Here is a 20259-nt window from a genome sequence, read left to right as displayed (position 1 = left end):
TGGTGGGTCTGGGTGGACTTGAACCACCGACCTCACCCTTATCAGGGGTGCGCTCTAACCACCTGAGCTACAGACCCGGTTTTGCTTGTCACAAACAAGCCAAGTCGGGCCCGAAAGACCCTTTGCTCTCTTCTCATTGACCAAGTAATTCGTGTGGACTCTGACCGAAACCTCCAGCTATCGTTAAGGAGGTGATCCAGCCGCAGGTTCCCCTACGGCTACCTTGTTACGACTTCACCCCAGTCATGAACCACACCGTGGTGATCGTCCTCCCGAAGGTTAGACTAACCACTTCTGGTGCAATCCACTCCCATGGTGTGACGGGCGGTGTGTACAAGGCCCGGGAACGTATTCACCGCGACATTCTGATTCGCGATTACTAGCGATTCCGACTTCACGCAGTCGAGTTGCAGACTGCGATCCGGACTACGACGCGTTTTATGAGATTAGCTCACCCTCGCGGGGTTGCAGCCCTCTGTGCGCGCCATTGTAGCACGTGTGTAGCCCTGGCCGTAAGGGCCATGATGACCTGACGTCATCCCCACCTTCCTCCGGTTTGTCACCGGCAGTCTCCCTAGAGTTCCCACCATTATGTGCTGGCAACTAGGGATAAGGGTTGCGCTCGTTACGGGACTTAACCCAACATCTCACGACACGAGCTGACGACGGCCATGCAGCACCTGTGTTTGGGTTCCCGAAGGCACCAATCCATCTCTGGAAAGTTCCCAACATGTCAAGGCCAGGTAAGGTTCTTCGCGTTGCGTCGAATTAAACCACATGCTCCACCGCTTGTGCGGGCCCCCGTCAATTCATTTGAGTTTTAACCTTGCGGCCGTACTCCCCAGGCGGTCTACTTAGTGCGTTAACTGCGCCACTAAGACTTCAAGAGTCCCAACGGCTAGTAGACATCGTTTACGGCGTGGACTACCAGGGTATCTAATCCTGTTTGCTCCCCACGCTTTCGCACCTCAGCGTCAGTATTGGTCCAGGTAGCCGCCTTCGCCACTGGTGTTCCTTCCTATATCTACGCATTTCACCGCTACACAGGAAATTCCACTACCCTCTACCATACTCTAGCCTGACAGTTCGGAATGCCGTTCCCAGGTTAAGCCCAGGGCTTTCACATCCCGCTTATCAAACCGCCTACGCGCGCTTTACGCCCAGTAATTCCGATTAACGCTTGCACCCTCCGTATTACCGCGGCTGCTGGCACGGAGTTAGCCGGTGCTTCTTCTGCAAGTAACGTCAAGCATGCTGGGTATTAGCCAACACGTTTTCCTCCTTGCTGAAAGTGCTTTACAACCCGAAAGCCTTCTTCACACACGCGGCATGGCTGGATCAGGGTTGCCCCCATTGTCCAATATTCCCCACTGCTGCCTCCCGTAGGAGTTCGGGCCGTGTCTCAGTCCCGATGTGGCTGATCATCCTCTCAGACCAGCTACGGATCGTCGCCTTGGTAGGCCATTACCCCACCAACTAGCTAATCCGACATAGGCACATCCAATAGCGCAAGGTCCGAAGATCCCCTGCTTTCCCCCGAAGGGCGTATGCGGTATTAATCCGGGTTTCCCCGGGCTATCCCCCACTACTGGGCAGTTTCCTATGCATTACTCACCCGTCCGCCGCTCGACAGCGGGGAGCAAGCTCCCCCTGTTTCCGCTCGACTTGCATGTGTTAGGCCTGCCGCCAGCGTTCAATCTGAGCCATGATCAAACTCTTCAGTTTAAATCATACAAGATCCGAAGATCTCTAATCTTGCTCAAGACAAAACTCATTCTCGACGAGTCGCTTGCCTCGATTATCTGTCGCCAGATAGTCTCGGCCAGCGCCCACACGAATTACTTGGTCAACTTGTTAAAGAGCGTTGAGCATCTGCTCAATCAAGGCCGCGTATTCTACATCAGATCGCCACCTTGTCAACGATTATTTCAAGGTTTTTAACGCCGCTCCCGAAGAAGACCTGAACCGCAAAAACCCAAATCAAACAACCGCTTACTTCGCCTTCCCGTTCAAGCCTCATGGGCCGTGTCCGTCGAAGTGGGGCGCATTCTACAGCCTCACCGATTCCTGTCAACGGCCAATACCAACTTTTTTAGGGCGGTTTCGGTTTGCCGCTATAAAACCGGTCAGTTCGCCGTCATATCGACTGAAAAATGATCCAATTACTCCTCGGGCGTCGCCCTGCTCTCACCGGTCGGCCGACGCCCCTGCCGGAACAGGGCGCGCACGGGCCCAGAGAGCACATAGATCAGGAATGCGGTGAACAGCACGGTACCCGGATCCAGAGCGATCACTACAAAGACCAGCACAACCAGCAGGATCGCCGCAAAGGGAACACGCCCCCGCATGTCCAGGTCCTTGAAGCTGTTGTACAGGATATTGGAGACCATCAGCACACCCGCACCACCAACGATGACAATGGTCAGCGCGGTCAGCCAGCTTGCCGGTTCGTATTCATGGAAACACCAGACCAGCCCCGCCACCACGGCGGCCGCCGACGGACTGGGCAGTCCCACAAAGAATTTCTTGTCCACGGAGCCTATCTGGGTGTTGAAACGAGCCAGCCTCAGGGCGGCACCGGCCACGTAGATAAAGGTAATGGCCCACCCCACCTGGCCGAGGTTGTTGAGTGACCAGAAAAAAGCCACCAGCCCCGGCGCCACACCGAAGGCAACCATATCCGCCAGGCTGTCGTATTCTTCGCCGAACTTGCTCTGGGTATTGGTCATGCGGGCAACACGACCATCCAAACCATCAAGGATCATGGATACAAAGATGGCGATGGCCGCATTGGCAAACATGCCATTGGCCGCCGACACAATGGCGTAGAAACCGGAAAAGAGTGAGGCTGTTGTCAGCAGGTTGGGCAGGAGATAGATACCGCGACGACGGACCCGGTCACCTTCCACCACCTCTTCTTCTTCCACTTCACCCGGTCGCAGGTCGTTGTCGTTTTCCGGGACTTTGGCGCTTTTCTTGGCGTCGCTCATGAATCCAATTCCGTCATGGGTGAATTATCCAGTATAACCCCCTGGGGCAAATCGGGAAAAATCATGGTCGCCCCTGGAACAAAAAAACGCGGCCCGAAGGCCGCGTTTTCCAGGAGGGAACCGTTTCCCGGGGGAATCAGTTCTTGTCCTTGTCCACGATCTTGTTCGCGGTGATCCACGGCATCATGGAACGCAGCTTCTCACCCACGGTTTCGATCTCATGGGCGGCGTTCTGACGACGACGGGCCGTCATGGACGGGTAGTTCAGCCCACCTTCGGAGATGAACATCTTGGCGTACTCACCGCTCTGGATGCGTTTGAGGGCATTACGCATGGCTTCCCGGGACTGTTCGTTGATGATTTCCGGACCGGTCACGTACTCACCATACTCCGCGTTGTTGGAGATGGAGTAGTTCATGTTGGCGATACCGCCCTCGTACATCAGGTCAACGATCAGCTTGAGTTCGTGCAGACACTCGAAGTACGCCATTTCCGGCGCATAACCGGCTTCCACCAGTGTCTCGAAACCAGCCTTGACCAGTTCAACGGTACCGCCACACAGGACCGCCTGCTCACCAAACAGGTCGGTTTCAGTCTCGTCCTTGAAGGTGGTTTCGATGATGCCGGTGCGACCACCGCCGATGCCGCTGGCGTAGGACAGGGACAGGTTCTTGGCGTTGCCGGAGGCGTCCTGGAAGATGGCGATCAGGTCAGGAATACCGCCGCCACGCTCGAACTCGGTGCGCACGGTGTGACCCGGGGCCTTGGGAGCCACCATGATCACATCCAGGTCCTTACGGGGAACAATCTGGTTGTAGTGGATGGCGAAACCATGGGCGAACGCCAGGGTGGCGCCTTCCTTCAGGTTGGGCTCGATCTGGGACTGGTACAGCTCCGCCTGGTATTCGTCCGGAGTCAGCACCATGACCACGTCAGCGGCCGCAACGGCGCTCGGCACATCGGCGGTCTTCAGGCCATAGGCTTCCGCCTTGGGAATGGATGAGGAACCGGGGCGCAGGCCCACGGTGACGTCCACACCGGATTCCTTCAGGTTGCACGCATGGGCGTGGCCCTGGGAACCAAAACCGAGGATGGCAACTTTCTTGCCCTGGATGATGGAAAGATCGCAATCCTTATCGTAGTAAACCTGCATAGTAACCTCTGTCTTGTATTGGCCCCGCTTCCAGGGCCCTTTTTCGGTGAAATCGTTCAGAAACTCAGAGACTGAGAACCTTCTCGCCACGGGCAATACCGGAGACACCCGAGCGCACCACTTCCAGTACGCCGGCGGTGCCCACTGCCTGGATAAAGGCATCCAGCTTATCGCTGTTACCCGCCAACTGCACTGTGTAGACGCTGCTGGTGACATCCACGATCTGGCCACGGAAGATGTCCACCGTCCGCTTGATCTCCGCCCGCTGGGCGCCGCTGGCCTTGAGCTTGACCAGCATCAGTTCCCGCTCGATGTGCGCGCCCTCGGTCAGGTCCACCAGTTTGACCACCTCGATCAGCTTGTTGAGCTGCTTGGTGATCTGCTCAATGACCTTGTCGGAGCCCGTGGTGGTAACGGTCAGACGGGACAGGGTCTCGTCCTCCGTGGGTGCCACGGTGAGTGTTTCGATGTTGTAGTTGCGCTGGGAGAACAGCCCGACCACCCGGGACAGTGCGCCCGGTTCGTTTTCCAGCAAAACAGAAATGATTCGACGCATGATCACACCCTCTCCGTCTTGCTGAGCCACATATCTTTCATGGCACCTCGGGCCACCTGCATCGGGTAAACGTGCTCGAACCGGTCAACGTAAACATCGACAAACACCAGCTTGTCTTTCATGGCCAGGACTTCCTTCAACGTCGACTCCAGATCTTCTTTCCTCTCGATCCGGACACCAACGTGGCCGTAAGCCTCCGCCAGCTTGATGAAATCCGGCAGGGATTCCATGTAGGACTGGGAATGCCGGGACTCGTAGTTCATGTCCTGCCACTGCTTGACCATGCCCAGGGCCTGGTTGTTCAGGTTGATGATCTTCACCGGCAGGTTGTACTGGCTGCACGTGGACAGTTCCTGGATATTCATCTGGATACTGCCCTCGCCGGTGATGCAGAGTACCTCGTCATCCGGGTAGTTGAGTTTGACTCCCATGGCGGCGGGCAGACCGAAGCCCATGGTGCCCAGGCCACCGGAGTTGATCCAGCGGTTGGGCCGGTCGAACTTGTAGTACTGGGCCGCGAACATCTGGTGCTGGCCGACGTCGGTGGTCACGTAGGCCTCGCCATTGGTCAGCTTGTGCAGCATCTCAATGACTTCCTGGGGCTTGATGACGTCGTCACTGGTTTCATAGCGCATGCCATGGAAGGCCCGCCAGTCGTCGATCTGCTTCCACCAGGCCTTGAGGGCATCGGCATCCGGCTTATGCTCGGATTCTTTTACCATGCCGATCATTTCACGGAGCACCGCATCCACCGGACCGACGATGGGCACATCCGCTTCCACAGTCTTGGAGATGGACGCCGGATCGATATCGATGTGAATGATGCGGGCGCCGGGGCAGAACTTCTCGGTAGCATTGGTGACACGGTCATCAAAGCGCGCACCCACCGCCAGGATCAGGTCCGAGTGGTGCATGGCCATGTTGGACTCGTAGGTCCCGTGCATGCCCAGCCAGCCTACGTGCTGCGGGTCCGACGCCGGGTAGCAACCGATGCCCATCAGGGTGTTGGTGAGCGGATAGCCCAGCATGCGGGTCAGTTCGGTGAGCTGGTCGGTGGCCTTACCCAGGATCACACCACCACCGGCGTAGATGATAGGGCGCTTGGCGGACAACAGCATGTCCACCGCCTTGCGGATCTGACCGGTGTGCCCGCGAACCGCTGGATTGTAGGACCGCAGCTTGACCTTTTTAGGGTAGGAATACTCATAGCGCTCGTTGGGGGTGGTCATATCCTTGGGGATATCCACCACCACCGGTCCGGGACGACCGGTGGACGCGATGTAGTAAGCCTTGCGGATGATCTCCGGAATTTCCTCCGGATGACGCACAGACAGGTTGTGCTTCACGACAGGGCGAGACACGCCGATCATGTCGGTTTCCTGGAAGGCATCCTCACCGATCAGGGTGGACGCCACCTGACCGCACAGCACCACCATGGGAATGGAATCCATGAAGGCGGTGGCAATGCCGGTGATTGTGTTGGTGGCTCCAGGACCCGAGGTCACCAGTACGGTACCTGGTTTTCCGGAAGCCCGGGCGTAGCCGTCGGCCATGTGGACCGCAGCCTGCTCGTGGCGCACCAGAATATGCTTGACTTTGTCCTGCCTGAACAGCGCGTCATAAATATGAAGCGCCGCACCACCGGGATAACCATAGATGTACTCTATACCCTCATCCTGCAAAGAGCGGATGAGCATATCGGCACCAGACAATAACTCCACGTGATGTACCCTCTATATACGAGTGAATGTTACGGGAATCGTCCCGAATTGCCTGGATGCCCGGTGCCTTGGCCTCTTTTGAAGGCCGGCATGGGCGTTCCGCCACACCATTTCTGACAGAGGTTGTCTCCTGGACAGCCCGGTTCCTGAGGGTTCCGGAACAGGGCCAGTCAACGGGTTGCCATCATACTGGGCGCTTTGCCGATAGAAAAAGCAACCGCCTGTACCCGGGGTACAGGAAGCACAGTGTGGTATTCAACGGGGGTTACTGCTCGGGATTGCCTGCCGTATTGACCCCTGCTTTCAGGCAACCTGTAATTCTGACAGCGGGAAAGATTCTGTCAATAGAAACAGCGCGCCAGGCACCTCTATAGCGCCCATTCCCGTGCATTTGGTTTGATTTGGCAACTGGTTCAGGCAGAAACGTCCAGCCAAGCGCTGGCGAGGGGATACCAGGCTGCCCCCTGGTTCACAGAATTGAGAGCGATGCAGGAAAACCTTGACCCGCCATGGCATGATTGTCGTTAAATGGCTGGTGGTGGCTGGTCCTGCCTTATTTTCCGACAGACGCCACACCTGCCCGTCAGTTCAAACTTCGAGGGATTTTGCGGTTATGATCCAACGCCTGATACTACTGGCCCTGATTGGCCTGATGGTTCCCACCCTTGCCTCCGCGGAGTCAGTTTATCGCTGGGAGGATGAAAACGGCGTGGTGCACTTTGGCGACCGTGAACCGGCTGGCCGCTCCTCCGAAAGGGTCAGCGTGAAAACCGGCCAGTCCAGCAACGACGCCGAACGGCAGTCACCCCAGGAGCAGGTAAGAGCCCTCGATGAGAACCAGGCCGAACGGGAACGCCGCGAGAAGGAAACCGCTGTCGAGGAAGCCCGTCGCAAGCAACGGGAGGCCCGGTGCCAGACCGCCCAGGCGAACCTTCAGGCCATCAATAGTAACGCCCGCATCCGGGTGACGGAAGATGGCGAGCAACGCTACCTGAGCCCCGAGGAAATCGCGGAGAAGAAGCAGCAGTTCGAGGACATTGTCAGTGAGAGCTGCGGCGAAGCCGAGTCATAAGCAACGCTTCAATGTCGTGTTTCCGGCGGCTATTGCGCTCAGATAATTCTGCCGCAATGCTGCGATCAGGCGGGGAAGCTCCCGCCTGATCCTCACCACTGCACGACCTGGGAGTCCGGGCAGCCAGTCACCCCCGGGGCCGCTAACCACCCAGCCATACCCTGCCCCATGTTCAATCTGCCCATCACCCCAAGCACTTCCTGTGTGTCGCCTGCGGCCAATTGTCAGGCTGCGTTTCCTTTTCGTTTCGTTTTGTATCATTGCCAGCGGAAATTCACCGCGAACACTAGGCTATTTCTAACGCCCCTCCAACTGGCAGAGCGGGCCTTCGGGCACCACTGAGGGCCAGGGGGGGGAGATTTCAGCGACCGACCGGGGCATGGGAGGTATTGTAATGGACGGAAGCTATAACCTGGGCCTGGTATTCATCTCTTATGTTGTCTCGATACTCGGGGCACTCACCGCACTGGAACTGGCGGGGGGACTCGCCTCGGCACGCACCGGGGCACAACGAATCGCCATTATCCTGCTCGGCGGGGTCGCCATGGGTGGCGGCGCCATCTGGGCAATGCATTTCATCGCCATGGTGGCCCACCGTATGCCCATGGTGGTGACCTATGACAGCGGCATAACCATCTTCTCGGCGCTTGTGGCTATCGCAGCCAGCGCCGCCGGACTCGCGATTGCCGGCCTGGGGAGGCGCTCCATGCCTCGCCTGGTTGGCGGTGGACTGGTCATGGGCCTGGGTGTTGCCGCCATGCACTACATCGGAATGGAAGCAATGCTGATGCCGGCAACGCTTCAGTACGACCCTTCCATAGTTGCCCTGTCGGTAGTCATCGCCGTGGTCGCCGCAACCGCAGCCCTCTGGATTGCCTTCCACCTTAGCGGGCTTTGGCTGATGTTGCTCAGTGCTCCGGTCATGGGCGCAGCGGTGTGCGGCATGCACTACACCGGTATGGCTGCCACAAGCTATATCGCCACAGATATGGCCGGGACCCCCTGGGTACTTGGCGCAATGAGCGGCCACAACCTGGGCATCAGCATCTTCGTGGTTGTCGGCGTGGTGCTCGGGGCAGCAATACCATTCTGCTACCTATGGAGCCATGATCGGCAGGCTCAGGAAAGCCTCCAGAGATAGTGGGCTGCAGCGGCCCCCGGACCGGGTATTCCATGACCCAGGGGCCGCCACCCGTACCAGAGGCTCCTGCCCTGTTGTATCAACCCTTGCTGAACACCAGTTGGTGGTCCTTCACCGTTGCCCGGATCACGTCACCGGAGACAAATTCCCCCTGCAACAGCCGCTGGGCCAGCGGGTTTTCGATCATGCGCTGGATAGCCCGCTTCAGCGGTCGGGCACCGTAGACGGGGTCATACCCCACTTCCGCCAGCAGATCCATAGCGGAGTCGTCCAGCTCCAGCCGCATATCCTGGTCCGTAAGACGCTTGCCGAGTGACTCGATCTGAATGCTAGCGATACCACGGATCTGGTTCTCCGCCAGGGGATGGAACACCACCACTTCATCCACCCGGTTAATGAACTCCGGACGGAAGTGGGTACCCACCACCTCCATGACGGCGTTCTTCATGGCCTCGTAGTTTTCCTCCCCGGCCTTCTGCTGGATGATATCTGACCCCAGGTTGGAGGTCATGACGATCACCGTATTGCGGAAGTCCACGGTGCGCCCCTGACCATCAGTCAGGCGCCCATCTTCCAGCACCTGCAGCAGGATGTTGAACACATCCGGATGGGCCTTCTCCACCTCATCCAGCAACAGCACAGAGTATGGCCGACGGCGCACGGCCTCGGTCAGGTAGCCACCCTCTTCGTAACCCACGTAGCCGGGAGGCGCACCAATCAGCCGGGCCACGGAGTGTTTTTCCATGAACTCGGACATGTCGATACGGACCATGGCCTCCTCGGTGTCGAACAGGAAGGCCGCCAGCGACTTGCACAGCTCGGTCTTGCCCACCCCGGTTGGCCCGAGGAACAGGAAAGAGCCGTTGGGCCGGTGGGGATCAGACAACCCCGCCCGCGATCGACGCACGGCGTTGGCCACGGCCTCAACGGCCTCATCCTGACCAATGACACGCTGATGTAATGCCTCTTCCATGCGCATCAGCTTGTCGCGCTCCCCTTCCAGCATCTTGGACACCGGGATGCCAGTCCACTTGGAGACCACCTCGGCGATCTCCTCGTCGGTGACCCGGTTACGCAGCAGCTTCATCTCCATCATCTCGGCCTGGCTGGCCATATCCAGCTGCCGCTCCAGTTCCGGGATGGTACCGTACTGGAGCTCGGACATCCTGCCCAGGTCTCCGGCGCGGCGGGCGTTCTCCAGGTCGATGCGGGCTTGCTCAAGCTGGCTCTTGATCTTCTGGGAGCCGTGCAATGCTGCCTTCTCGGTGTTCCAGACTTCCTCCAGGTCAGCGTACTCCCGCTCAACACCGGAAATGACACTGGACAACTCTTCCAGCCGCTTCCTGGAGGCTGCATCGCTTTCCTTCTTGAGGGCTTCCCGCTCGATCTTGAGCTGGATCAGTCGCCGCTCCAGGCGATCCAGGGCCTCCGGCTTGGAGTCCATCTCCATGCGGATCTGACTGGCGGCCTCATCCACCAGGTCGATGGCCTTGTCCGGCAACTGTCGGTCCGTGATGTAGCGGTGAGACAGCTTGGAGGCAGCGATGATCGCGCCGTCGGTGACCTCGACACCGTGGTGCACCTCATACCGCTCCTTGAGGCCACGGAGGATGGCAATGGTGTCTTCCTCGGTAGGCTCGGTGACCAGCACTTTCTGGAACCGGCGCTCCAGGGCAGCGTCCTTCTCGATGTTCTCACGGTATTCATCCAGGGTGGTGGCGCCCACGCAATGCAGCTCGCCACGGGCCAGGGCCGGCTTGAGCATGTTGCCGGCATCCATGGAACCTTCGGCCTTGCCGGCGCCGACCATGGTGTGGATCTCATCGATAAACAGGATGATCTGGCCTTCCTGCTTGGCAAGTTCATTGAGTACGGCTTTCAGGCGCTCCTCGAACTCCCCCCGGAACTTGGCGCCGGCAATCAGCGCGCCCATGTCCAGGGACAACACGCGCTTGTCCTTGAGACCATCCGGCACCTCACCATTGACGATGCGCTGGGCCAGCCCTTCCACAATGGCGGTCTTGCCCACACCCGGCTCACCAATCAGCACCGGGTTGTTCTTGCGGCGACGCTGGAGGACCTGGATGGTGCGTCGGATCTCATCGTCGCGGCCAATCACCGGATCCAGCTTGCCGGCTTCGGCTCGCTCGGTCAGGTCAATGGTGTACTTGGACAGGGCCTGGCGATTTTCCTCAGCGCCGGCATCGTTAACCGCTTCACCACCGCGGATCTCGTCAATCGCCTTTTCCAGGCCTTCCTTTGTCACACCCTGCTCTTTCAGCACGCGCCCGAGGGTGCCCCGGTTTTCCAGCGCCGCCAGCAGCATAAGTTCACTGGAAATAAACTGGTCGCCACGTTGCTGGGCCAGCTTGTCTGCCACATTGAACAGGCGCCCCATGTCGTTGGACATGGAAACATCGCCCGCCGAGCCTTTCACTTCCGGCAGGTTCTCGATCTCCCAGGCGATCGCCTGACGCACGCGGTTGGGTTCGGCCCCGGCCTGCTTGAGCAGCGGCTTGATACCACTGCCTTCCTGGTCCAGCAGTGCATGCATCAGATGGATGGGCTCGATAAAGTTGTGGTCCCTGCCAACCGCCAGTGACTGGGCGTCTGCAAGTGCGGTCTGTAACCGGCTGGTGAGTTTGTCAATTCTCATGGTCTGTCATCCCCAGTTCTTGCTATCAATGCCTTTGCCCAACAACCTGGCGGAATCATTCCCGCGGCAAACGACATGCGGATTGCTTTGACCTTTAATGTAGGGCCAACTGGGGGGACTTCAAGACGAAGACGGCCAAAAGTGTCAGAAAATTGACAGGGATCAGTGGATGGCGGGGCTGATGTTCAGGGTTCCAGCCAGATACAGGATGCCATGCGACCGGTCTGGCCGTCCCGGCGATAGGAAAAGAACCGTTGCGGCTCACTGACCGTGCACCAGTCACCACCATGGATGGCTTCGACACCGGCCTGCTGCAGACGGAACCGGGCGAGTCCGACAATATCGGCCAGGAAATGCCCGGGGCGATCCGGTGACAGGGCGAAGCACGGGTCCAACTGGTGGCTGAACGCCAGGAAACGCTCCCGCACCTCCGGCCCCACCTCAAAGCGTTCAGGGCCAATGGCCGGCCCCAGCCAGGCCAGTACCTGTGCAGACTGATCAAACGCTGCTACCGTATTCTCCAGTACACCATCGGCCAGCCCCCGCCAACCGGCATGGGCCGCCGCCACCTGCGTTCCCTCCCTGTTACAGAACAGGACCGGCAGGCAGTCCGCCGTCAGGATCGTGCAGACGACGCCGGGCCGGTCCGTCACCGCCGCATCGGCAAGAGGGTCGTCTCCGGGCAGGCGCGCGACATCGGTACCATGCACCTGTTGCAGCCAGTGGAAGTCCTCCGTTTCCAGGTGGGCCCAGTGGGCCAGCCGGCGCCGGTTTTCCAGGACATCCCCGTGGTTGTCACCTACATGGTCTCCCAGGTTGAAACTGTCCCAGGGGGGGGAGCTGGCACCACCGGACCGGGTGGTACACAGGGCCCGCACCCGGGATGGTGCCGGCCAGTCAGGGTGGATCACCGGTAACTCAGAACTCATGGCTTTCCAGTTCCTTCGCGTGTCGGCGCAAGGCCGCCAGCAACTGCTCGAAATCCTCCGGGAGCGGCGTTTCCCAGGTGAGGATTTCGCCGGTCTCCGGATGCTCCAGGGTCAGTTGGCGGGCATGGAGTGCCTGGCGCTGGAACCCGGCCAGCACCTCCCGCAAAGCCTCGGTGGTTCCCTTCGGTAGCCGCAGGCGACCGCCATACTGTGGGTCACCCACCAGCGGGTGCCTCACATGGGCCATATGGACGCGGATCTGATGCGTACGACCGCTCTCCAGCTTGCACCGGACATGGGTGTGGGCGGCGAAGCGTTCCACAAGCCGATAGTGTGTGACGGCGGGCTTGCCCGAGGCCACCACGGCCATCTTCTTGCGGTCGCGGGGATGGCGACCGATGGGGGCGTCCACGGTGGCCCCACCGGTGAGTTCGCCCACCACCACGGCTTCGTATTCACGTCCCATGGTCCGCTCCTGAAGCTGATCCACCAGGGAAGTATGGGCAATCAGGCTGCGGGCAACCACCATAATGCCGGAGGTATCCTTATCCAGCCGATGGACGATGCCCGCCCGGGGCAGGTTCTCCACCTCCGGCGCATAGTTGAGGAGCGCGTTGACCAGGGTACCATCGGCGTGGCCCGCCGCCGGATGCACCACCAGGCCAGCAGGCTTGTTGATCACCAGCAGGTGCTCGTCCTCGTAGACCACGTCCAGCTCAATGGCCTGCGCCTGCCATTCCACCTGCGCCTCGGGCTCCGCATCCAGTTCGATGCGGTCTCCGAGCATCACCTTTTCCCGCGGTTTGCACCGGCGACCATTGAGGGTGAGGTGTCCGTCTTTGATCCAGCCCTGTAGCCGCGACCGGGAATGTTCTGGCATCAGCTCCGACACCGCCTGGTCCAGCCGCCGGTCGGAGAGTTCATGGGGCACCTCGAATGAGGCACGAATTCGGGAAAGTTCTGTCATACTGGCCCCGGGCCGTTTGAGGGACTGCTCAGTCAGCAAAGCCGGAACCCCGGTCTTTGCAGTCGCCCCTGGTGAATGTCCGTTAACCCACTGCACAACAGCGGACAAGGCCGTTACAATGGCCGATTCCGGTGGGAGCCACCGGCTCAAACGTTATTATACGGGATTCAGGCATGAGATCAGGTTTTCGTTGTGTATTAGTGGCCGCCACACTGGTTCTGGGCGCCTGCGCTTCCACCCAGGAGGAGGCAGAGGTACTGCCGGAAGAGACCTACTACGAGGAAGCCCGCAGCGCCATGAACTCGGGCAACTTCAACGAGGCGGAGAGCAACCTGGACCAGTTGGAGACCTACTACCCGTTCGGTCGCTATGCTGAACAGGCCCAACTCGACCTGATCTACGCCCGCTACCAGAACCTGGACCTGGAAGGCGCCCGCAGCGCCGCTGACCGTTTCCTGCGCCTGAACCCGCAAAGCGAACAGGCGGACTATGCCCTGTATATGCGGGGCCTGGCCTCCTACAACCTGGACGTGGGGCTGGCAACACGATACCTGGGAGTGGACCCCACCGACCGCGATCCCGGTGAGCAGCGCCGGGCCTTCCAGGATTTCTCCGAACTGCTGAGCCGCTACCCGGACAGCGAGTACTCCCCGGATGCCCGCCAGCGCATGATTGCCATCCGTAACCGGCTGGCAGAGCTGGAACTCCACGCCGCCAACTATTACATCCGTCGGCAGGCCTACCTGGCCGCCAACAACCGGGCCCGTTATGTGGTGGAGAACTACCCCGAGTCACCTTCCACGGAGGAAGCCCTGATCCTGATGGCGGAAACCTACCAGGCTCTGGAACTGGATGATGCCGCCAAGGACGCGATCCGCCTGCTGGCCGTCAACTACCCGGGCAGCGAGGCTTTCGACCGTAACCTGAACTTCCAGGGCCGTGACCTGACGCCCGAGAACCGGTCATTGCTGAACGTGGTCACCTTCGGCCTGCTTGGGGACTGACGCCTTCCGGGGCTGCCGCAACGTGGCAGCCCCAATTTCCTTTCTTCAGTTGCCGGGTTTCCAGCCATTGGTAATGGGATAGCGCCGGTCCTTGCCGAATCCCCGTTCGGTGATCCTGACGCCGATCGGCGCCTGCCGGCGTTTGTATTCGTTGATATCCACCAGCCGCACGGCCCGTTCCACATCGGCGCGATCAAATCCTTCCGCCACAATGGCTTCGGCACTGAAATCCCTTTCCACGTACAGGTTGAGGATCTGGTCCAGGATATCGTAACCGGGCAGGCTGTCCTCATCCTTCTGGTCTGGCGCCAGTTCAGCGGACGGGGGGCGGGTAATTACCCGCTCCGGGATGACCGGGCCGAGGGTATTCCGGTACCGGGCCAGGCGGAATACCAGGGTCTTCGGTACGTCCTTGAGGGCATCAAAACCACCGGCCATGTCGCCGTAGAGGGTGGAGTAACCCACCGCCAGCTCGCTCTTGTTGCCGGTGGTCAGCACCAGGGACCCGAACTTGTTGGACAGGGACATCAACAGCACGCCTCGCAGGCGCGCCTGCAGGTTCTCTTCGGTGGTGTCGGGGCTGGTGCCTTCGAAGGGGCCGGCCAGGGTAGCCATGAAGGCATCGTACATGGGCTCAATGGAGAAGACATCGTAGTGCACGCCCAGGGCTCTGGCCTGTGCCTCGGCATCCTCCAGGCTCATGGATGAGGTGTAGCGGAACGGCATCATCACCGCCCGCACCCGGTCCGCCCCCAGGGCATCGACCGCAACCGCCAGCGTGACCGCGGAGTCGATGCCACCGGAAAGCCCCAGCACCACGGAACGGAAGCCGTTCTTGTTGACGTAGTCCCTGACGCCGAGCACCAGGGCCCTGTAGATGTTTTCCTCCAGGGAAGGTTCGGGAAGCGGTGGCCGTGAAAGCGGCTGGCAATGGCGGTCGTAGAGGAACTCCACGGCATACAGGCCTTCATCGAACTGGGGAGCTTCCAGCGCCAGCCCACCGGAATGGTCATAGACCAGGGAGCCGCCGTCGAACACCAGCTCATCCTGCCCGCCCACCAGGTTGACGTAGATGATACTGATGGCGTTATCCCGGGATTTGCCTTCCAGCAGTGCCTTGCGACGGGCCTGCTTGCCGATATCGTAGGGGGAGGCGTTGAGGTTGATCAGCAGTTGGGCGCCAGCGGCAGCCGCTCGCTCGACCGGCCCCTCACTCCAGATATCCTCACACACCGTGAGCCCGACGGGCACACCCCGCAACTCCAGGACACAGGTGTCGGAGCCGGCGGCAAAGTAACGCTTTTCGTCGAACACCTGGTAGTTGGGCGGGAACTGCTTGCAGTAGGTAGCGGCAACCTCGCCACCATCCACCACCAGGGCAGCGTTGTACAGCAGCCCGCCCTGACGGACCGGCGCCCCGATAGCACAGGCAGCCTGCAGGCCGGCCTGGCACAGCTCTGCCAGCGCGTCGGCCACCCTCAACTCCAGGCTTGGCCTCAGCAACAGGTCTTCCGGAGGATAGCCGGTGAGGCAAAGTTCCGGAAATACAACCAGATCTGCGTTATGCTCCTGCTCGGCCTTGCGGACCGCATTGATGACCAGGCGGGTGTTTCCGGGTATGTCCCCCACCAGGAAATCCATCTGTGCCATGACGACAGTGAGTTTCCGGGTGATCTGGCCCACCGTTCCTGCACCTGGCTGCTCAGACATGCTCCGCTCCTGTAACCTGTTGCCGTGAAAAGGCTATTATAACGGTGTGCAGAACGGATTTCTGCTGCGTTGAGGCATGGAAAGCCCCATAAACCCATTGCAACAACGCAAGAGATGTCCGCTTGAAAGACGCTCCGCCGGAAAATACCGAACAACCCGCCAGCCCCCTGATACCGGCTCCCCCTGCACAGAGCCACAGGCTTTTCCGGGTGTATAACGTATACCGGATTGTGATCAGCCTGGTGCTGGCCGGCCTGCTGTTTGTGGATCCGGCGCAAATGGATCACCCCATGCGCCTGCCGGTCCAGTACCAGTCGGGGGTGCTGGCCTACCTGGCGCTCAACGTCATTATCGGCATACTGCTGATGCAGGGCTTCCGGCTCAGCCAGCGCCATATCACTCTCTCCCTGTTGTTCGACATCCTCGCTATCCACTTCTTCCTGGCGACCAGTACCGGCATTACCAATGGCCTGGCCAACCTGATCATTATCACGGTGGCGGCGGGCAACATCCTGACCCCCAGCCGCATGGGCATCTTCTATGCCGCCCTGGCAGCCATATGCTCCCTGGCCATTTCCGGGTGGGGCGTCATGGCCCTGGATGAGAGTGTCGACAATATCGTGCGTGCCGGCTCGCTGGGGATACTCTACTTCGGTGCGGCACTGATCCTGCAGTCGGTGACCCGGCGCATGCAACGCAGTGAAGCACTGGCCGATTTCCGTGCCCGCAGCATTGTGGAGCTGGAAAAGATCAACGAACAGATTATCCAGCGCATGCGTACCGGTATTGTGGTCACCGACCAGGATGGCCGTATCCGGCTGGCCAACGGTGCCGCCGAGGAACTCCTCTTTGGCCTGACCGGCAACCATGGCCACCAGAGCCGCGTCCTGCCCATCGCCCTGCTGGAGGGCCTGGCGGCCTGGAAGGAGAATCCACAAAAGCGTCCCGAACCCTGCCAGATCCAGTCCGCGGCCCCCATGATACAAGCCAGCTTTACCCGCCTGGACGAAGAGAACAGTGATCTGATCCTGGTGTTTATCGAGGACCTGAGCAAGGTGACCCAACAGGCCCAGCAGATGAAACTGGCCTCCCTGGGGCGGTTAACGGCCAGCATCGCCCATGAAGTCCGCAATCCCCTGGGCGCCATCAGCCATGCCGCCCAACTCATGCAGGAATCCGGAGAGATTGGCGAGGCGGACCAACGCATGCTGGAGATCGTGCAACGCCATTCCCGGCGGGTAAACGGGATTATCGAGAACGTGCTGGACCTGTCCCGCCGACGCCAGGCCAACGCCGAGCTGGTGGATCTTCCCCGGTGGCTGGAAGACTTCACCCAGGATTACCGGCAGGCCCGGGGAAGCCGCGATGGCACGACGGCCCACATCGACCTGGAGGTGTTACCCGGTGTTCCCCAGGCCCGCTTCGACAAGAGCCAGATCGAACAGGTGCTGACCAACCTGTGCGACAACGGCCTGCGCTACAGCCAGGAGCAGACCGGCTCAGCAACGCTGACGTTGCGGGTTGGCGCCACCGCCGACGGCGAACGGGCCTACATCGATATACAGGACGATGGCCCGGGCATCTCCGAGGAACACCGTGCCTCGATCTTCGAACCTTTCTTTACCACTGACAAGAGCGGCACCGGCCTGGGCCTCTACCTGGCCCGGGAGCTGTGCGAAACCAATCAGGCCCACCTGTCGCTACTGAAGGACAACGGCCAGGGCTGTTGTTTCCGGATCACCTTCGCGCCATCCGGCCGCCTGATATAACGGAGTTTAAGGACGTTCACCCATGACCACCCATACCGCGCTGATAGTGGATGATGAACCGGATATCCGCGAACTGCTGGAGATCACCCTGGTCCGCATGGGCATCGCCACCCGCTCAGCACCGGACCTGGCTACCGCCCGTGAACTGCTTGAGGCGGAGCCCGCCCACCTGTGCCTGACGGACATGAACCTGCCCGACGGTAACGGCATCGACCTGGTCGCCTGGATACAGGAGCACGCTCCGGAGACACCGGTGGCAGTGATCACCGCCTACGGCAACATGGACACCGCCATTGAAGCGCTCAAGGCCGGTGCCTTCGATTTCGTCTCCAAACCGGTGGAACTGCCCAGGCTTCGGGATCTGGTCCAAAGCGCCCTCAAGTTGTCGGAACCAGAGAGACAGGAAACCGAACAAACGGATGAACCCGGTTTGCTGCTGGGTGACTCCCGGGAAATCCGCCGGCTACGCAGTCAGACCCGCAAGCTGGCCAGGAGCCAGGCCCCGGTGTTCATCAGTGGCGAGTCTGGTAGTGGTAAGGAACTGGTGGCACGCATGATCCACCTGCAGGGCCCACGAAGCGATGCGCCCTTTGTCGCCGTTAACTGTGGGGCCATCCCCTCCGAGCTGATGGAAAGCGAGTTCTTCGGCCATCGCAAGGGCAGCTTTACCGGCGCCAACGAGAACAAGGATGGTCTGTTCCGCAGCGCCAACGGTGGCACCCTGTTCCTGGACGAAGTGGCCGACCTGCCCCTGGCCATGCAGGTCAAACTGCTGCGGGCCATCCAGGAAAAGGCCGTACGCCCGGTGGGTGAATCCAGGGAGGTGGCGGTGGATATCCGTATCCTCAGCGCCACCCACAAGAACCTGCCGGAACTGGTGAAAGACGGCAGCTTCCGCCAGGACCTGTTCTACCGCATCAACGTGATCGAACTGGCGGTACCACCGTTGCGTGATCGACCGGATGATATCCCCCTGCTCTCAACGCACATCCTGGAGCGCATCGCCAAGGAATACGAGTGCCCCCCGGCGACGCTCAGCAAGGGCGCCCTCGCCTATCTGCGGGACTACGCCTTCCCCGGCAATGTCCGGGAACTGGAGAACATCCTGGAACGGGCCTTCACCCTGTGCGACTCGGAAGTGATCGACGCCGACGACCTGCATATCGGCACCCCGCCCATCGACCTGCCGGAAGACCGATCCAACGGCCATGCTGAAGACCACAATGATGCACTGCCGCCGGTTCCCGATGGCGAGATGGACCTGGAGGGGTACCTGGAGACCATTGAAAGGCAAGCCATTGAAAAGGCCCTGGAGGCTACCCGGTGGAACAAGACCGCAGCAGCCAAGCGGCTGGGGATCAGTTTCCGGGCCTTGCGGTATCGGTTGAAGAAGTTGGGGATGGAATAAGAAGAAAGCCTGTAGCTTTCAAGTGTAAGTGAAGACTTACCTCTGGAATCGAAATATGCCGATACCAGGGGATGCGCCCCTTGGGCACAATCGCTGGCCTGAACTTCGGGAAAGCGATAAAAACATGGATATATATAAGTTCAAGGAAGAGGGAGCAACGTTACTTGAGCTGATTGTCACACTCATGATCAGTGCAATGCTGTTCACCGTCACAACGATCTTGTGGACACCGGTTACGGAAAGGGTCCAGGCATCTTCTGTCCAGACCAACCTTCAACGGGCGTTTACGCTGGCCAGAACAACCGCAGTCCATCGCAGGACCGCAGTAACCCTTTGTCCGATACAACCGGATGGCGCCTGCACGAACGACTGGCAACAACCGGTGGCGATATTTCTGGATCCGGACAACATCAGGGAACTCCAGGACGAACTTCAGATCATCAAGCAGCTGACTCTGCACGATTCTGGCCAAATCATACCGAGTAACAGTGGAAGCGGTCCAAGGCGATATTTCCAGTTCAACCCTGATGGCAGTTCAAAGGGATCCATCGGCAACCTGACCTGGTGTCCGGCCTCCCGGTCTGCTGAAAGAGCCAACCACGTTCGCATTAATTTTGGTGGTCGACTGATATGGTCACAAGACCGCAACGGCGATGGCATTGTTGAAAACGCCAGTGGCGAAAATATCCGCTGCCCCTAGGTGGAGTTACCAGCAATCAGCCTCGTCAGCCCCTCTTGAGCCCTGTTCATTCAGAGTCAGGGTTCCACATCGGTCACCGTTTTGCATCGCCGTCGGTTGAGCCTGTAACTCGAAATCGGATCGACCAACTGCACCGTCAAAACTGATATTGTACGCAGTTGGTTCAGCAGCGTTTCTTGGCGACGTATCGAATGGAAGTACCGGATCGCCGCCACCGTCCCTATAGTCAAACTCTGTCGAATAACGACGCTCCATCCATTGGGCCAGCTCAAGCAAATCAGCCTGCGCTAAATTACGGCGCGTCCGTTCCACATGCGCCTGGTAAGAGGGATAAGCGATCGCAGCGAGGATGCCGATGATAACAACAACAATCATTACCTCAATCAGCGTAAAACCCTTGCCCGCATTTATCTGAGGTTTTCTCATTTCAGTATCCATGATCAAGTACGTTAGTGGTGTTCGCCAGCCCGTTTTTCGGGCTGG

Annotated in this window: 15 protein-coding genes, 1 tRNA gene and 1 rRNA gene; 6 read left to right on the top strand and 11 right to left on the bottom strand. The window is 59.6% G+C overall.

The window, feature by feature from the left end; all coding sequences use genetic code 11:
• The 6 genes from ACJO2E_RS01545 to ACJO2E_RS01520 all read right to left on the bottom strand — a co-directional run bounded on the left by ACJO2E_RS01545 (window position 1) and on the right by ACJO2E_RS01520 (window position 6420).
• Window positions 1-77 (bottom strand) — tRNA-Ile (locus tag ACJO2E_RS01545).
• A 107-nt stretch (window positions 78-184) separates the two neighbouring features.
• Window positions 185-1725 (bottom strand): 16S ribosomal RNA (locus ACJO2E_RS01540).
• 437 nt (window positions 1726-2162) lie between these two features.
• The gene (gene pssA, locus ACJO2E_RS01535) at window positions 2163-2990 is read right to left on the bottom strand and encodes a CDP-diacylglycerol--serine O-phosphatidyltransferase (RefSeq protein WP_406961205.1); all 828 of its coding nucleotides are present in this window, start codon (window positions 2988-2990) and stop codon (window positions 2163-2165) included.
• Between the two features lie 136 nt (window positions 2991-3126).
• Window positions 3127-4143: a ketol-acid reductoisomerase gene (ilvC, locus tag ACJO2E_RS01530; protein ID WP_406961203.1), complete on the bottom strand. Its 1017-nt coding sequence runs from the start codon at window positions 4141-4143 to the stop codon at window positions 3127-3129.
• Between the two features lie 64 nt (window positions 4144-4207).
• Window positions 4208-4699 (bottom strand): acetolactate synthase small subunit, encoded by a 492-nt coding sequence (gene ilvN / locus ACJO2E_RS01525; RefSeq protein WP_328188565.1) that lies wholly within the window; start codon window positions 4697-4699, stop codon window positions 4208-4210.
• 2 nt (window positions 4700-4701) lie between these two features.
• Entirely contained in the window at window positions 4702-6420 is a 1719-nt protein-coding gene (locus tag ACJO2E_RS01520) for an acetolactate synthase 3 large subunit (protein ID WP_406961201.1), read from the bottom strand.
• Window positions 6421-7033: 613 nt separating this feature from the next.
• Here ACJO2E_RS01520 and ACJO2E_RS01515 point away from each other — a divergent pair.
• A complete protein-coding gene (locus ACJO2E_RS01515) occupies window positions 7034-7492 on the top strand; it encodes a DUF4124 domain-containing protein (RefSeq protein WP_406961199.1) in 459 nt (152 codons plus the stop codon).
• Window positions 7493-7886: 394 nt separating this feature from the next.
• Window positions 7887-8633, top strand: a complete 747-nt coding sequence (locus tag ACJO2E_RS01510; RefSeq protein WP_406961197.1) for an MHYT domain-containing protein — start codon at window positions 7887-7889, stop codon at window positions 8631-8633.
• Window positions 8634-8712: 79 nt separating this feature from the next.
• Here the strand turns inward: ACJO2E_RS01510 and clpB are convergent, their stop codons facing one another.
• From clpB to rluD, 3 genes are all read right to left on the bottom strand, one after another.
• On the bottom strand, window positions 8713-11289 hold the full coding sequence (clpB, locus tag ACJO2E_RS01505; protein WP_406961196.1) for an ATP-dependent chaperone ClpB: 2577 nt from the start codon (window positions 11287-11289) through the stop codon (window positions 8713-8715).
• Between the two features lie 185 nt (window positions 11290-11474).
• The gene (gene pgeF / locus ACJO2E_RS01500) at window positions 11475-12218 is read right to left on the bottom strand and encodes a peptidoglycan editing factor PgeF (protein WP_406961194.1); all 744 of its coding nucleotides are present in this window, start codon (window positions 12216-12218) and stop codon (window positions 11475-11477) included.
• On the bottom strand, window positions 12208-13185 hold the full coding sequence (rluD, locus tag ACJO2E_RS01495) for a 23S rRNA pseudouridine(1911/1915/1917) synthase RluD (RefSeq protein ID WP_406961193.1): 978 nt from the start codon (window positions 13183-13185) through the stop codon (window positions 12208-12210). Before rluD ends, pgeF begins: the two co-directional genes overlap by 11 nt.
• A 173-nt stretch (window positions 13186-13358) precedes the next feature.
• Here rluD and ACJO2E_RS01490 point away from each other — a divergent pair, with 173 nt between their 5' ends.
• Complete coding sequence (locus tag ACJO2E_RS01490; protein WP_406961191.1) at window positions 13359-14189, top strand: outer membrane protein assembly factor BamD; 831 nt, start codon at window positions 13359-13361, stop codon at window positions 14187-14189.
• Between the two features lie 45 nt (window positions 14190-14234).
• Here ACJO2E_RS01490 and ACJO2E_RS01485 read toward each other — a convergent pair whose 3' ends face one another.
• Window positions 14235-15899 (bottom strand): NAD+ synthase, encoded by a 1665-nt coding sequence (locus ACJO2E_RS01485; RefSeq protein WP_406961190.1) that lies wholly within the window; start codon window positions 15897-15899, stop codon window positions 14235-14237.
• A gap of 122 nt (window positions 15900-16021) precedes the next feature.
• On the opposite strand from ACJO2E_RS01485, the gene ACJO2E_RS01480 reads away from it, so the two are divergent.
• From ACJO2E_RS01480 to ACJO2E_RS01470, 3 genes are all read left to right on the top strand, one after another.
• On the top strand, window positions 16022-17668 hold the full coding sequence (locus ACJO2E_RS01480) for an ATP-binding protein (protein WP_406961188.1): 1647 nt from the start codon (window positions 16022-16024) through the stop codon (window positions 17666-17668).
• 22 nt (window positions 17669-17690) lie between these two features.
• Window positions 17691-19076, top strand: a complete 1386-nt coding sequence (locus ACJO2E_RS01475) for a sigma-54-dependent transcriptional regulator (protein ID WP_406961186.1) — start codon at window positions 17691-17693, stop codon at window positions 19074-19076.
• A gap of 124 nt (window positions 19077-19200) precedes the next feature.
• Window positions 19201-19776, top strand: coding sequence for a GspH/FimT family pseudopilin (locus tag ACJO2E_RS01470; protein ID WP_406961184.1), 576 nt, complete (start codon window positions 19201-19203; stop codon window positions 19774-19776).
• A gap of 6 nt (window positions 19777-19782) precedes the next feature.
• On the opposite strand, the gene ACJO2E_RS01465 is transcribed toward ACJO2E_RS01470, so the two are convergent.
• Entirely contained in the window at window positions 19783-20202 is a 420-nt protein-coding gene (locus ACJO2E_RS01465; RefSeq protein WP_406961182.1) for a type IV pilin protein, read from the bottom strand.
• Between the last annotated feature and the right edge of the window lie 57 nt (window positions 20203-20259).

Source organism: Marinobacter shunpengi (assembly GCF_045449695.1).
In the GTDB taxonomy this organism is placed as follows: domain Bacteria; phylum Pseudomonadota; class Gammaproteobacteria; order Pseudomonadales; family Oleiphilaceae; genus Marinobacter.
The sequence above is the reverse complement of the archived record's forward strand: the minus strand, read 5'-3'. Positions and strand labels throughout refer to the sequence as shown.

Bases quoted from the DNA above. Each gene is read 5' to 3' on its own strand.
- rluD (WP_406961193.1), bottom strand. From the start codon at position 13,185: ATGACAGAACTTTCCCGAATTCGTGCCTCATTCGAGGTGCCCCATGAA.
- ACJO2E_RS01490 (WP_406961191.1), top strand. From the start codon at position 13,359: ATGAGATCAGGTTTTCGTTGTGTATTAGTGGCCGCCACACTGGTTCTG.
- pgeF (WP_406961194.1), bottom strand. From the start codon at position 12,218: ATGAGTTCTGAGTTACCGGTGATCCACCCTGACTGGCCGGCACCATCC.
- ACJO2E_RS01485 (WP_406961190.1), bottom strand. From the start codon at position 15,899: ATGTCTGAGCAGCCAGGTGCAGGAACGGTGGGCCAGATCACCCGGAAA.
- ACJO2E_RS01470 (WP_406961184.1), top strand. From the start codon at position 19,201: ATGGATATATATAAGTTCAAGGAAGAGGGAGCAACGTTACTTGAGCTG.
- pssA (WP_406961205.1), bottom strand. From the start codon at position 2,990: ATGAGCGACGCCAAGAAAAGCGCCAAAGTCCCGGAAAACGACAACGAC.
- ilvC (WP_406961203.1), bottom strand. From the start codon at position 4,143: ATGCAGGTTTACTACGATAAGGATTGCGATCTTTCCATCATCCAGGGC.
- ACJO2E_RS01465 (WP_406961182.1), bottom strand. From the start codon at position 20,202: ATGAGAAAACCTCAGATAAATGCGGGCAAGGGTTTTACGCTGATTGAG.
- ACJO2E_RS01475 (WP_406961186.1), top strand. From the start codon at position 17,691: ATGACCACCCATACCGCGCTGATAGTGGATGATGAACCGGATATCCGC.
- clpB (WP_406961196.1), bottom strand. From the start codon at position 11,289: ATGAGAATTGACAAACTCACCAGCCGGTTACAGACCGCACTTGCAGAC.
- ACJO2E_RS01515 (WP_406961199.1), top strand. From the start codon at position 7,034: ATGATCCAACGCCTGATACTACTGGCCCTGATTGGCCTGATGGTTCCC.
- ACJO2E_RS01510 (WP_406961197.1), top strand. From the start codon at position 7,887: ATGGACGGAAGCTATAACCTGGGCCTGGTATTCATCTCTTATGTTGTC.
- ilvN (WP_328188565.1), bottom strand. From the start codon at position 4,699: ATGCGTCGAATCATTTCTGTTTTGCTGGAAAACGAACCGGGCGCACTG.